The organism is Ruegeria sp. YTSB088, assembly GCF_059609825.1.
Genome location: NZ_JBXWMM010000004.1, coordinates 351,398 through 365,386, shown reverse-complemented (window position 1 = coordinate 365,386; position 13,989 = coordinate 351,398). Strand labels below are relative to the sequence as shown.

Annotated in this window: 12 protein-coding genes; 8 read left to right on the top strand and 4 right to left on the bottom strand. The window is 58.1% G+C overall.

Going from position 1 to position 13,989, the window contains the following annotated elements; genetic code table 11:
* Positions 1-211 precede the first annotated feature (211 nt).
* From xdhA to AC2FFA_RS09150, 7 genes are all read left to right on the top strand, one after another.
* Positions 212-1,573: a xanthine dehydrogenase small subunit gene (gene xdhA / locus AC2FFA_RS09180; protein WP_496851276.1), complete on the top strand. Its 1,362-nt coding sequence runs from the start codon at positions 212-214 to the stop codon at positions 1,571-1,573.
* Positions 1,570-3,972, top strand: a complete 2,403-nt coding sequence (gene xdhB, locus AC2FFA_RS09175) for a xanthine dehydrogenase molybdopterin binding subunit (protein WP_496851275.1) — start codon at positions 1,570-1,572, stop codon at positions 3,970-3,972. The genes xdhA and xdhB overlap by 4 nt, the downstream gene beginning before the upstream one ends.
* Positions 3,972-4,907, top strand: a complete 936-nt coding sequence (xdhC, locus tag AC2FFA_RS09170) for a xanthine dehydrogenase accessory protein XdhC (RefSeq protein WP_496851273.1) — start codon at positions 3,972-3,974, stop codon at positions 4,905-4,907. The genes xdhB and xdhC overlap by 1 nt, the downstream gene beginning before the upstream one ends.
* On the top strand, positions 4,904-6,421 hold the full coding sequence (locus AC2FFA_RS09165; RefSeq protein ID WP_299897821.1) for an ABC transporter ATP-binding protein: 1,518 nt from the start codon (positions 4,904-4,906) through the stop codon (positions 6,419-6,421). Before xdhC ends, AC2FFA_RS09165 begins: the two co-directional genes overlap by 4 nt.
* Positions 6,422-6,484: 63 nt before the next feature.
* On the top strand, positions 6,485-7,567 hold the full coding sequence (locus AC2FFA_RS09160; RefSeq protein ID WP_117873080.1) for an ABC transporter permease: 1,083 nt from the start codon (positions 6,485-6,487) through the stop codon (positions 7,565-7,567).
* A gap of 3 nt (positions 7,568-7,570) precedes the next feature.
* Positions 7,571-8,491: an ABC transporter permease gene (locus AC2FFA_RS09155; RefSeq protein ID WP_117873079.1), complete on the top strand. Its 921-nt coding sequence runs from the start codon at positions 7,571-7,573 to the stop codon at positions 8,489-8,491.
* A 31-nt stretch (positions 8,492-8,522) separates the two neighbouring features.
* Positions 8,523-9,596, top strand: a complete 1,074-nt coding sequence (locus tag AC2FFA_RS09150; RefSeq protein WP_117873078.1) for a BMP family ABC transporter substrate-binding protein — start codon at positions 8,523-8,525, stop codon at positions 9,594-9,596.
* Positions 9,597-9,723: 127 nt separating this feature from the next.
* Here the strand turns inward: AC2FFA_RS09150 and AC2FFA_RS09145 are convergent, their stop codons facing one another.
* Genes AC2FFA_RS09145 through AC2FFA_RS09135 form a run of 3 tightly spaced genes read right to left on the bottom strand, consistent with a single transcriptional unit; the run spans position 9,724 to position 11,776 of the window.
* Complete coding sequence (locus tag AC2FFA_RS09145) at positions 9,724-10,521, bottom strand: metal ABC transporter permease (protein ID WP_496670422.1); 798 nt, start codon at positions 10,519-10,521, stop codon at positions 9,724-9,726.
* Positions 10,521-11,261 carry a metal ABC transporter ATP-binding protein gene (locus tag AC2FFA_RS09140; protein WP_299897817.1) on the bottom strand — a complete coding sequence of 247 codons (741 nt, stop codon included), beginning with the start codon at positions 11,259-11,261 and terminating at the stop codon, positions 10,521-10,523. Before AC2FFA_RS09140 ends, AC2FFA_RS09145 begins: the two co-directional genes overlap by 1 nt.
* A 2-nt stretch (positions 11,262-11,263) precedes the next feature.
* Positions 11,264-11,776: a Fur family transcriptional regulator gene (locus AC2FFA_RS09135; RefSeq protein WP_496670420.1), complete on the bottom strand. Its 513-nt coding sequence runs from the start codon at positions 11,774-11,776 to the stop codon at positions 11,264-11,266.
* Between the two features lie 57 nt (positions 11,777-11,833).
* On the opposite strand from AC2FFA_RS09135, the gene AC2FFA_RS09130 reads away from it, so the two are divergent.
* Entirely contained in the window at positions 11,834-12,961 is a 1,128-nt protein-coding gene (locus AC2FFA_RS09130) for a zinc ABC transporter substrate-binding protein (protein WP_496851269.1), read from the top strand.
* A gap of 260 nt (positions 12,962-13,221) precedes the next feature.
* Here the strand turns inward: AC2FFA_RS09130 and AC2FFA_RS09125 are convergent, their stop codons facing one another.
* Positions 13,222-13,983: a Phenylacetic acid catabolic protein gene (locus AC2FFA_RS09125; RefSeq protein WP_496851267.1), complete on the bottom strand. Its 762-nt coding sequence runs from the start codon at positions 13,981-13,983 to the stop codon at positions 13,222-13,224.
* Between the last annotated feature and the right edge of the window lie 6 nt (positions 13,984-13,989).

Sequence of the window (13,989 nt, the reverse complement as noted above, 5' to 3'; positions counted from 1 at the left end):
ACCGCTTTATTTACAACTAGCTGCCTATTAATCAGACAAGACGGTAACAGACCGTGGACGTGTAAAGGTGCATAATAGAGGCGGTTTTTCTTGCCAGACTAGCCGCGCTGTTTCTAACATCTCATGGCAAGCTATTCGCCCGCCACTCTTTCTACGTCGCATCGAAGGAGGGCCGCTGGGGCGCAACTGGGTAAGGCGACGGGTTTCTCGAATGAACATCACGTTTCTTCTGAACGGAGAGACAGTGGAGCTGGCTGATGTTGATCCGACGGCCACCCTGCTGGATTGGCTGCGTGAAGATCGCGGTCTGACCGGCACCAAAGAAGGCTGCAACGAAGGCGATTGCGGGGCTTGCACCGTGATGGTGACGGATGAAGAGGGCGCCAAGGCTCTGAACTCGTGCATTCTGTTTCTGCCGCAATTGCATGGCAAGGCCGTCCGAACAGTTGAAGGCGCAAGTGGCCCGAATGGCGAAGTGCACCCGGTCCAGCAGGCAATGGTCGATCTGCACGGCTCGCAATGCGGCTTCTGCACACCCGGATTCGTCATGTCGATGGTGGCCGGGCACACGAATGGCGCAACGGACCATGACACTCAGCTGGCAGGCAACCTTTGCCGCTGCACCGGCTATGCGCCGATCATTCGTGCAGCCGAAACTGCAGAGGAACATCCGGTTCCGGTTTGGGTGAAAGACAAACCGGTTGTGCCACCTGCCACTTCTCCGTTTCTACCTGGTTCTTCCGATGAATTGGCGAAGGTCTATGCAGAAAACCCGAATGCCACACTGGTTGCAGGGGCAACGGATGTGGGTCTTTGGGTCACAAAGCAACTGCGCGAACTGGACCCGGTGATCTTCCTCAACCGTTGTGACGATCTGAAAGAAATCACGATCACCGACGATGAAGTCCGCTTTGGTGCCATGGTCGACATGAATCGCATGGGAGAAGCGGTGGCTGACGTGCATCCCTCCTATGCCGAGATGATCCGACGCTATGCCAGCGTTCAGGTCCGCCATGCGGCAACTGTCGGAGGCAACATCGCCAACGGCTCGCCCATCGGGGACAACCCGCCCGCGCTGATCGCATTGAACGCGACACTGCATCTGCGCAAGGGCAACGATCGGCGGTCGATCCCACTGGAAGAGTTCTTCATCGACTACGGCAAACAGGAACGGGTTCCGGGCGAGTTTGTGGAAGCCGTCAGCTTCCCCCGCCAACCAGATCGCCTGAAGGCTTACAAACTCAGCAAACGGTTCGATCAGGATATCTCTGCCGTTTGCGGGTGTTTCAACATAACCGTTTCGGACGGCAGCGTCACACAAGCGCGCATCGCGTTTGGTGGCATGGCCGGTACTCCGAAACGGGCAACCCATGTCGAGGCCGCGTTGATCGGCAAACCGTGGAATCGCGCGACCATTGACGCCGCGCTGCCATCATTTGCCGACGACTTTTCGCCACTCACGGATATGCGCGCCTCGGCCTCCTATCGTCTGGAAACCGCAAAAGCGATGCTGCAACGGTATTTCCTGGAAGATCAGGGTGAGATCACCAATGTGCTGGAGGTGTCGGCATGAGTGTGACCAGAGCCTTGCCCCACGACGCCGCCCCTTTGCATGTTTCGGGTTCGGCGCGGTACGTGGATGACATCCCGACACCCAAAGGCACGCTGCATCTGGCCTTTGGCCTGAGCCCGATTGCCAGGGGCAAGATCACCGCTATGGATCTGTCGGCTGTCAAAGGCGCCGAGGGTGTCGTGATGGTTACGACGGCAGGGGATCTACCTTTTGCCAACGATGTCTCGCCCTCAATCCACGATGAGCCGCTACTGTCGGACGGCTCGGTGCACTATATCGGTCAGCCCGTGTTTCTGGTCGTAGCGACCAGTCACCTGGCCGCCCGCAAAGCCGCGCGATTGGGCAAGATCGACTACGCCGAAGACGTGCCGATCCTGACGATCGAAGATGCGCTGACCGCCGACAGCCGGTTTGAAGACGGTCCACGCATCTATGCCAAGGGCGATGCGGATGCGGCCATTTCCAATGCACCGCATGTGATCGAAGGTTCGTTTGAATTGGGCGGGCAGGAGCATTTCTATCTGGAAGGTCAGGCCGCACTGGCAGTGCCCAATGAAGGTGCGGATATGCTGGTGCATAGCTCGACCCAGCACCCGACCGAGATTCAGCACAAAGTGGCCGACGCTCTGGGCGTTCCGATGCACGCCGTCCGGGTCGAGACCCGCCGCATGGGCGGAGGATTTGGCGGCAAGGAAAGTCAGGGCAACGCATTGGCCGTGGCCTGCGCCGTGGCCGCACGCGCAACCGGCAAGGCGTGCAAGATGCGCTATGACCGCGATGATGACATGATCATCACCGGCAAGCGCCACGCCTTTCGCATCTCGTACAGTGCTGGCTTCGATGAGAATGGACATATACAAGGCGTCTCATTCCTCCACTATGCTATATGCGGCTGGGCGCAGGACCTGTCCTTGCCCGTGGCCGACCGCGCGATGCTGCACTCGGACAACGCCTACCTTTTGCCGAACGCTCGGATCGAGAGCCACCGGCTAAAGACCAACACCCAATCTGCCACAGCCTATCGCGGGTTCGGCGGCCCCCAGGGCATGGTCGGCATTGAACGTGTTATGGACCATGCCGCGCATGAACTGGGTTTGGATCCCGTTGAGCTGCGCCGCCGGAATTACTACGCTCCCGCGCACGCAGTGGCCGAACGCGCACCGACAGAAAAAGCACTGGATCATCCCGATCCGCATGAGGACCTGACCAGCCGCGGCGCCGTTGTGATGGGCGATGCGCCCGTGCGCCCTCTGCCTGCCGGTGGCAACACTACACCTTATGGGATGGAGGTCAGCGATTTCGAACTGCACGGCATGACCGAAGCGTTGCTGAAATCCAGCGACTATGCCGCGCGCAAGGCCGCTATCGCGAAATGGAACGCCGAGAACAGTGTAATCAAAAAGGGCATCGCCTTTTCCCCGGTCAAGTTTGGTATCTCCTTTACGCTGACTCACCTGAATCAGGCAGGTGCGCTGGTGCATGTCTATCAGGACGGATCAGTCCACCTGAACCACGGTGGTACCGAGATGGGTCAGGGCCTGTTCCAGAAGGTCGCACAGGTCGCCGCGTCGCGCTTTGGCATACCGCTGGCGATGGTGAAAATCACCGCAACCGACACGGCGAAAGTACCGAACACGTCTGCTACGGCGGCATCTTCAGGAAGTGACCTGAATGGTATGGCTGTAAAGGCAGCTTGCGACACGATCCGCGATCGGATGGCCGTCTATCTTGCAGAGCGTCATCAGGCCGATCCATCGACGGTCACGTTCACGGATGGGCATGTCTCCGTCGGAGAAGAACGGTACACTTTCGCCGAAGCCGCCGCACTGGCCTATCAAGGGCGCGTCAGCCTGTCGGCTACAGGCTTTTACAAAACACCCAAAATCGAATGGGACAGGATCGCGGGGCGTGGCCGCCCATTCTTCTACTTTGCCTATGGCGCTTCAGTTACGGAAATTGCCGTGGACACTCTGACTGGTGAGAACCGCATTATGCGAACGGATATCCTGCATGACGCAGGCGCGTCGCTGAACCCGGCACTGGACATAGGTCAGGTCGAAGGCGGTTATGTGCAGGGCGCGGGGTGGCTGACGACCGAGGAGCTGGTGTGGGACGGCAAAGGAAACCTGCGCACGCACGCGCCCTCGACGTACAAGATCCCGGCCTGCTCGGATCGGCCGGACATATTCAACGTCACGCTTTGGGATGGCGAAAACCGCGAGGACACGATCTATCGCTCGAAAGCTGTTGGCGAGCCGCCTTTCATGCTTGGTATTTCCGCATGGCTGGCGCTGTCGAACGCAGTTGCCGCCTGCGGAGACAGATACCCGGCCCTGAACGCTCCGGCCACGGCCGAAGAGATTTGGCGCGGGGTCCAGAGGATCAAGGGAGGTATCTGATGGGATTTGACCTAGAGGCTTTGAGGGAGGCGGTCAAAACCCACGGGAAAGTGGTTCGGGTGGTCATCGCCAGGGTCAAAGGATCGTCTCCGCGCGAGGTGGGTGCTGCAATGCTGGTCTGGAAAGACGGGCAAAGCGGAACCATCGGCGGTGGTACGCTGGAATACCAGGCAGCGGATGCCGCACGATCGCAATCAGTGACCACGCGTCTGACGCATCACACGCTGGGACCGGACATGGGGCAATGCTGCGGCGGAGCAGTCTCGTTGTTCAGCGAGGTCTATGATCTCAAGACGGTTGAAACGCTGGATGATACGATCATTGCACGATCAGCTTCGGGTGGCACCATGCCTCTTTCGGTCAAGCGCGTGCTGGCGGCAGCACGCAGTCAGGGTATTGCGCCCGAACCACGCCTGATCGACGGCTGGATGATCGAACCTGTGCATAAACCGGCACGAAATCTGTGGATCTGGGGCGCAGGTCATGTCGGACGGGCGCTGGTGGATGTTCTGTCCCCCCTGCCCGATCTTGCAATCACTTGGGTCGATACCGGCCCCGAGCGCTTTCCCGACGTGATTCCCCAAGGCGTGACCGATCTGCCAGCGACGAAACCGGCCGACCTTGTGCGACATGCACCGGCCAATGCCGAGCACCTTGTGCTGACTTATTCACACAATCTGGATCTGGAACTGTGCAACAGGCTGCTTTTGCACGATTTCCGCTTTGCGGGACTGATTGGCTCGGCTACCAAATGGGCGCGGTTCCGATCGCGGCTGGCGGCCCTTGGGCATCCGCCCGACCGGATAAGCCAGATTACCTGCCCGATTGGTGACCCGTCGCTGGGCAAACACCCGCAGATGATCGCCGTGGGCGTCGCAGCGCAACTGTTGCGCCCGGCCCTGCAGAATGAGTTGAAGAAGGACATGAGCGCGTGACCACTCCATTGCTGAGCCTGCAAGGGTTGACCAAAGCCTATCCCGGTGTCGTGGCAAATGATCAGGTGTCCTTCGACATCGGTGAGGGCGAAGTTCACGCCTTGTTGGGTGAAAACGGCGCCGGGAAATCCACGTTGGTCAAGATGATCTATGGCCTGGTGAAACCGGACAGCGGCACCATGCTGTTGCGGGGTCAGACCTTCGCGCCCCCCGAGCCCCGCGCTGCACGGGCCGACGGGATTGCGATGGTATTCCAGCATTTTTCGCTGTTTGACGCTCTGAACGTGGCCGAAAACATCGCCTTGGGGATGGAACACCCGCCCGCCATGGGTGATCTGGCCTCGCGCATCCGCGAAGTGTCCGAAACCTACGGCCTGCCGCTGGATCCGTTCCGCACTGTCGGCGATCTGTCCGCCGGGGAACGCCAGCGTGTTGAAATTATCCGTTGCCTGCTGCAAGACCCGAAACTGCTGATCATGGACGAACCGACCTCGGTATTAACCCCGCAGGAGGTGGAAATCCTGTTCGAGACGCTGAACAAATTGCGGTCCGAGGGCACGTCGATCCTGTATATCTCGCACAAGCTGGAAGAGATTCGGACCCTGTGTGACCACGCCACAATTCTGCGCTTGGGCAAGAATGTGGGCGAATGCGTCCCCTCTGAAACCTCGGCCCGCGACATGGCCGAATTGATGGTGGGAGCGACCCTGCAAACCCCGGAACGTTCGGGGCGAGACTTTGGCGAAGTGGCGCTGGATGTCAGCGGGCTGTCTGTGCCTTCTCCGTCAGAATTTGGAACTGCCTTGCGCAACGTGCATTTGACCGTCCGCAAGGGCGAGGTTCTGGGCATTGGTGGTGTTGCGGGTAACGGGCAGGATGAGTTGCTTGGCGTTCTATCTGGTGAACTCTTGACGACGGCCGATGCGATCAAATTCAACGGCCAGGCAATTGGTAAGCTGGGCCCAACAGCGCGACGCAAGCTTGGCGTGTTGACCGCGCCCGAAGAACGGCTGGGCCATGCAGCTGCCCCGAACATGAGCTTGACCGAAAACGCCCTGTTGACCGGGTCGGTTCGAGAGGGTCTTGAAAGCAACGGCTTTCTGAAATGGGCTGAAACCAAGAGCTTTGCGGAGAAGATCATCGAGATTTTTGACGTCCGGACACCCGGGCCGGAAAACGCGGCGCGGTCCTTGTCCGGAGGAAATTTGCAGAAGTTCGTGATCGGACGCGAAGTATTGCAGAACCCGGATGTGTTGGTTGTCAACCAACCAACCTGGGGCGTGGATGCCGCAGCGGCCGCGTCGATCCGGCAGGCAATCCTCGATCTGGCAGCCAAGGGAACGGCGGTAGTGTGCATCTCTCAGGATCTGGACGAGCTGATGGAAATATCAGACAGCTTTGCTGCGCTGAACGAAGGCCGCCTGAGCGCGCCACGCCCAACAACTGGTCTGACAGTAGACGAGATCGGGCTGATGATGGGTGGCGCTCATGGCATGGAGGTGGCGCATGTCTGATCTGACGGGCCGTCTTCGGCGAGAGCTTTTGCAAGAGAACAGTGAAATCAGGGGAATGAGCTGATGATTGTGTTGGAAAAACGTCCTCAGCCTTCCAAGGTCTGGTCCTATGCAACCCCGTTGGTCGCGGTTTTGGCGACGATGTTTTTCGGCGGTTTGTTGTTTGCCATACTGGGCAAGAACCCGGTTGAGGCCATCGGCACTATCTTCTGGGAACCCTTGTTCGGCGAGTTCTCGTTTTACTATCGCCCACAGCTATTGGTGAAAGGCGCGCCGCTGGTGCTGATCGCCATCGGCCTTTCGTTGGGATTTCGGGCAGGCATCTGGAATATCGGGGCTGAAGGCCAGTACATCATGGGCGCCATTTTCGGCGCAGGCGCCGGTCTGGCATTCTACCCGCTTGAGGCATGGTACATATTCCCGATCATGGTCATCGCCGGTGCCTTCGGTGGCTGGTTGTGGGCAATGATCCCGGCTGTTCTGAAAGTACGCTTCGGCACCAACGAAATCCTCGTGTCGCTGATGCTGGTTTACGTGGCCGAGCAGATGCTGGCCTCGGTTTCGCTGGGGCTGCTGAAGAACCCCGAAGGGTTCGGCTTTCCGGGATCACGCAACCTGCAATCTTATGAAAGTGCTCACAATGCTGAATTGATCACAGGTTCCGGGATGCACTGGGGTGTGGTCGCGGCTTTCATCGCGGTGATTTTTGCCTATGTGCTGCTTAACCGTCACATGCTGGGCTTCCATATTCGTTTGACGGGTGAAGCACCCCGTGCGGCCAAGTTTGCGGGTGTAAACCCCGCCCGCCTGATCCTGTTCTGTCTTGGGATGTCCGGCGCTCTGGCCGGTCTGGCCGGGATGTTCGAAGTATCCGGGCCATCGGGTCAGGTCAGCATTGATTTCAACGTTGGCTATGGTTTCACAGCAATCATCGTGGCCTTTCTGGGCCGCCTGCACCCGGTGGGCATACTTCTTGCCGGGTTTCTGATGGCGCTCACCTATATCGGCGGTGAAATCGCGCAGTCCAAACTGGGCCTTCCTGCTGCGGCCATTCAGGTGTTTCAGGGCATGCTGCTGTTTTTCCTGCTGGCCTTGGATCTTCTGACAAATTTCCGCATCCGTGCGGCCCGAAAAGAGGTGGCGTGACTCATGGATCTTGGCCAAATCAACCCCGTACTTCTGGTCGCCTCACTGATGGTGGCCGCAACGCCTCTGCTGCTTGCCGCAATCGGAGAACTGGTCGTCGAAAAGGCAGGTGTTCTGAACCTCGGCGTCGAAGGCATGATGATCGTGGGCGCAATCAGCGGCTTTGCCATCTCGGTCGAGACGGGCTCGCCCTGGCTGGGCTTTGTCGCTGCTGCCATCGGCGGCGCTGTTCTTTCGCTTCTGTTTGTCTTGCTGACGCAGTTTGCATTGGCCAACCAGGTAGCCAGCGGTTTGGCTCTGACGCTGTTCGGCCTTGGGTTCAGTGCACTAATCGGGCAGAGCTACGTTGGGATCAAACCCCCCAGTATGGGCGACATCCATATTCCGCTGATCAGCGATATCCCGGTTGTCGGCCCGATCTTGTTCCAACATGACCCGGTCCTGTACCTGGGCATCGCGATAACGGCAGCCGTCTGGGCGGTGCTGAAATTTACTCGTGTTGGTCTGATCCTGCGGGCGGTCGGTGAAAACCACGATGCCGCGCATGCGCTTGGCTACAAGGTGATCAAGATCCGCATTCTGGCCATCATGTTCGGCGGTGCCTGCGCCGGTCTTGGCGGCGCCTACATCAGCCTGATCCGAGTGCCGCAGTGGACCGAGGGCATGACCGCCGGAGTCGGCTGGATTGCATTGGCTCTTGTTGTCTTTGCCAGCTGGAAGCCGTGGCGGGTACTGCTGGGTGCCTATTTGTTCGGCGGCATTACGGTATTGCAGCTTAATTTGCAGGCTGCAGGCGTTGCCATTCCCGTCGAGTATCTGGCAATGTCGCCCTATATCATCACGATCCTTGTGCTTGTGATCCTTTCGGCCGACAAGAGCAGCGCACCTGCTTCACTGGGCCGGATATTCCATGCCTCACACTAGGGGCCAACAGAACCAATTTGGGGAGTAACACATGAAATTCACTACACTTCTGACAAGTGCCGCTATGGCGCTGGGTCTGGCCTCGGGGGCCATGGCCGAAGACAAGACCAAAGTCGGTTTCGTCTATGTCGGCCCTGTCGGAGACGGCGGCTGGACCTATGAACACGACAAGGGCCGTCAGGCCGTTGAAAAAGAGTTCGGGGACAAGGTTGAAACCGTATTCGTCGAATCAGTTCCGGAGGGTCCGGACGCCGAGCGTGTGATGACGCAGATGGCGCTGGAAGGCGCAGATCTGATCTTCACTACCTCGTTTGGTTACATGGACCCTACCATCAACGTGGCCAAGAAGTTTCCGAACGTGAAATTCGAGCACGCGACCGGTTATAAAACCGCCGACAACGTCTCGGTCTACTCGGCTCGTTTCTACGAAGGCCGCGCCGTTCAGGGCCACATCGCTGGCAAAATGACCAAGTCCAACATCATCGGTTATATCGGTTCTTACCCGATTCCCGAAGTGATCCGTGGCATCAACTCGGCCTATATCCACGCCAAGAAGGTGAACCCGGATGTCGAGTTCAAGATTGTCTGGGCCTACACGTGGTTCGACCCGGCGAAAGAAGCTGACGCCGCCACCGTTTTGATCGAACAGGGTGCCGACGTAATCCTGCAGCACACCGACTCGACAGCGCCGCAAGCAGCGGCTCAAGAGGCCGGCAATGTGATCACCTTTGGTCAGGCATCGGACATGAGCGAATACGCACCGCTCCCGCGTGTGTCATCGATCATCGACAACTGGGCCCCCTATTACATCGCGCGGACTAAGGCCGTTATGGACGGGACCTGGACGTCTTCCAACACCTGGGATGGTATCGGAGCAGGAATGGTTGAAATCGGCGAGATTTCGGACGCGGTTCCCGCAGACGTCAAAGAAGAGGCGCTGGCCCTGAAGGCGGCGCTTGCAGATGGCAGCTATCACGCGTTCACCGGTCCGCTGAAGAAGCAGGACGGCAGCGACTGGCTGGCTGAAGGCGAAACCGCTGACGATGGCACTCTGGCTGGTATGAACTTCTATGTTGAAGGGCTGGAAGGCGAGATTCCGCAGTAAGCTGTATCGTCAAAGAATGAATAAGGCCCGCACTCAGTCTGCGGGCCTTTTTTATGCGCACCTGCATCGGACAACACCAGGACCTATCTGGTTAACGTGAATGACATTCGCTTACCGCCCGGGTCGATCAGGCCCTGCCCTGCGTTCGCCATCCGACCACGCTGAGACAGGCAAACAAAACAGCGGCCACGCAGACGATCGAAGGCCCTGCCGGGGTATCGAAAACATAGGCCGCTCTTAGCCCCGCGATCGCGGAAAACGCGCCTATTCCTGCTGCTATCAATGCCATGGATTCCGGTGACCGGGCCAGATTCCGCGCAGCCGCCGCGGGAATGATCAGCATCGCCGCAATCAGCAATACCCCCACGACCTTGATCGCAACAGCCACGGTTACAGCCAAAGACAGGGTCAGGATCAACTGTTCCCGCCTGGGGTCGAAACCACTGGCATAGGCCAGTTCCTCATTCAATGTGGCCGTCAGTAGTTGAGACCATCGCCAGGCAATCAGCGCCACGACAAGCGCCGCGCCGCCCCAGATCACAAGGAGATCAGAACGGGATACTGCAAGAATATCCCCGAACAGATATGCCATCAAATCTATGCGGACGCCGGACAAAAACGAGACAGCAACAAGACCGAAGGCCAAAGCGGAATGCGCCAACACCCCCAGCAGCGTGTCCATCGCATAGCCACGACCAGCCAGCAAAGTGACCGCCAGCGCCATAATCAGTGCAACGGCCAGCGCACCGGTGAAGATCGACATCTGAAATGTCAGCGACAGGGCCACGCCCAGAATAGCGGCATGTGCGGTTGCATCACCGAAATACGCCATGCGGCGCCACACCACGAAACACCCAAGAGGAGCAGCCGCAAACGCAACACCGACACCCGCGAGCGTTGCCCGCATCATAAAATCGTCAAGCATTATTCCGCCGCTTTCTGGGGGTTTGCATCATGGTCATGATGGTGGTCATGCTCGTGCCGGTAAAGGGCAAGCGCACCGCCTGTGCCCGTTCCGAACAAGGCCCGGTATTCCGGTGCCGAGGCGACCACCGCAGGCGATCCCTCGCAGCAGACATGCCCGTTGAGACATATCACTCTGTCCGAGGCGCTCATGACCACGTGCAATTCATGACTGATCATGAGAATGGCGCATCCGGTTTCGCGGCGCACAGCTTCGATTTGCTGGTAGAAACTCGCCGAACCGCGCTGGTCCAGTCCCTGTGTCGCCTCGTCCAGCAGCAGGACGTCAGGTTTGTTGATCAGCGCCCGCGCCAGCAACACACGCTGAAACTGACCGCCCGACAATTGCGACATCTGACGCTTCAACAGATCCGGGACGCCCGCCGTTTCCAGCGCCTCGACGCATTGGCGACGTGAAACGCGATCCGTCAGGCGCATGAATCTCTCGACAGAGATTGGCAACGTGGGGTCGACATGCAGTTTTTGTGGCACGTATCCGATCTTCAATCCGGGTTTTAGTGATACATGCCCGGCACATGGCTTGGTCGCGCCAATGATAGCCCGTAACAGGCTGGTTTTACCCGATCCGTTTGGCCCGACGATGGTGACGATCTCACCAGGTTCGACTGCCATATCCACATGGCTCAGAACAGTATTGGCACCGTAGCGCACACTGAGATTCTCGACAGAAACGAGCGACATTTTCAGGCCTTTTCGGTGCAGTCGGGGCAAAGTCCCTCGGCTTCTACAACCGTTCGCTCGATCTCGAAACCCGCTGCGCGCGCAGCAGCACCAAGAACACCTTTGGCAGGCGTGGACTGAGCCTCGGCAACCGCATCGCACTTCCTGCAGATCATGAACGCCGGAGAATGCGACGCGCCGGGATGAGAACAGGCAACGAATGCATTCAGGCGCTCGATCTTGTGAACGAACCCGTTTTGAACGAGGAAATCCAGCGCCCGATAGGCGACCGGAGGTTGAGATCCAAATCCTTCATCGCGCAAGCGGTCAAGGATCGAATAAGCACCAAGGGCCCGATGCTCTTGCAGCAACATCTCCAGAACCTTGCGCCGGACCGGCGTCAGACGCAGCCCTTCTTCCTTGCACCGCGCCTCGGCGGATACCAACGCCGTTTTGACGCAAGTCTGGTGGTCATGTTCCTGAAAACCGACCGGGGCTGTTTCACCGGCAGAGACAGGATGCGTATCACTTGTCATGTTATTTCATATCATGTATTGCCACTCGTAACGTTATAAAATCACACAGAGGGTCTGATGTCCAGAAAGCTTCTTCCAGTTTCGATTACGGTTGCATTGATGGGTGGCACGGCCCTTGCAGAGGTTCCAAACGTCGCGGTCGACATCGCACCAGTCCATTCGCTTGTTGCTCGTGTCATGGAGGGCGTCGGCTCGCCTGCCCTGATCGTGACACCGGGTGCCTCCCCTCATGAATACAACCTGCGCCCGTCCGAGGCGGCGGCATTGCAGGATGCCGATCTGGTGTTCTGGATGGGAGAAGACCTGACACCGTGGATGGAAAGTGCAGTCGAAACCCTTACAGACGGAGCGACCGTCACGTCCTTACTGGACTCCGATGGCACTGTTCTTCTTGATTTCCGTGAAAGCGCTCTGTTCGAGGCCCATGATCATGAGAACGAAGACGAACACGATCATGATGATGAGCATACCGAAGACGACGGGCATGATCATGACGATCATGCGAAGGACGATGACCACGATCATGACGATCATGCGGACCACAAAGATCATGATGATCACGATGATGAGCATGCGCATGAAGACGAGCATGATCACGACGACCATGCCAAGGATGATGACCACTATCACAAGGAACACGCCGACCACGATGATCATCACGATCACGCGCACGGCGAGCACGACCCACATGCTTGGCTTTCACCGGCAAATGCTGAAACCTGGCTGAACTTGATCGCCGCGCAGTTGTCGTCAGCCGATCCGGACAATGCAGGCGCATATTTTGCAAATGCCGCAGCCGCGCGCGAAGAAATGGCTGCGCTATCTGCGGAAGTGGCTGAGACGCTTGATCCGGTTCGTGGTGGAAGCTTTATCGTCTTCCATGACGCCTATCAGTACTTCGAAGACGCATTTGACTTCCCTGCCGTAGGAGCGATTTCGATCGCCGACGCCTCGGACCCGAGCCCGGCTCGCATTGCTGAGATTCAAAGCCGTATCCGCGAAGAAGGTATCAGCTGCGTTCTCGCCGAGCCACAGTTCAACCCCGGCATCGTCAAAACCGTACTGAATGGGACCGAGGCCAAAACGGGCGTAATCGATCCGCTGGGCTCTGATCTTGAACCCGGAGCCGATCTCTACCCGCAAGTTATTCTCAACATGGCAAAAACTCTGGCCGAGTGTCTCTAGTCCGGTTGCAAACCCGGTTCTGGTCGCGAAAACGGCCGGGTTCAGCCTTCCACGAGACAGGGCGGTTTAACTCGCAGACCGAAAAAATCGCCACATACTTCGTCTCAAAGGCAATGTCAGGGAAACCTGGCACTGCCACCTCTCTGACAAGGCGTTTTGAAACCAGCCAACCGATCCTTCAGGAACACGTCACAATCGCCAACGCGCTTGTCAAATCACGTCAGAAACGGATTGCTCTCACTCCTTAAGAAATACTCTGGCTAGGAAGGTGGTTTCAAACCCAACCTTTTCAATGCTGCACCCGCTGCCTGTGTCCAACGTTCCCGTAGCGCAGTGTTGGCTCTGTGGCGCAAGCCCAGTGACTTCAGGTGCTCAAATCGTTTCGGATCATCTCTCCCGAAAGACACAGCTACGCGGGGCCACCAATAGTCCACCGCGCGTTGCATGTCTTGTGACTCTCCGTTTTCAACCAGCTTCACAGCGCCTTCCAACGCCAGTTCGCCGTGATGTGCCTCGATCGGTGCGATCTGTCGAAAAGCCTCGGCCAGAGGCTGGTAAGAGACGGTCGAAAACTCCGCCAGTTGCTCTGCTACGGCGCGGCTCATCAGCAGGTTCATGACGACGGCATCAGTCCAACCCGAAATCGGATAATTGAATACTGCAAGACGCATGTCATGTTCGCTGCGGACCGCACCAACATCCGCATCACGGTCCAACCGGGCAGTCCACGGGTGGTGCGTGGCATACCGATCCGTATCGGCACCGAACTCACCCATGATTTTCAGGACCCGGTCCGCGTGGTCCGTCTTTTCCAACACAATTTTCGCCGCCGCAATGCGTTCCTTTATGCCAAGGCCTTGGTTGATGACATCAGCAAACCCTGCGGCACCAGCGAGTTCACTGTCCACAAACGTAGCCATCAGTTTCATCAGCTCGGCGCGGTAACGCGGCGGTACATTGGTCGGATTGGTCAGCACTCCGCCTGCGGCCAGGTAGCTGTCGAGTGTCATGGCGTCGGTCATTGATCC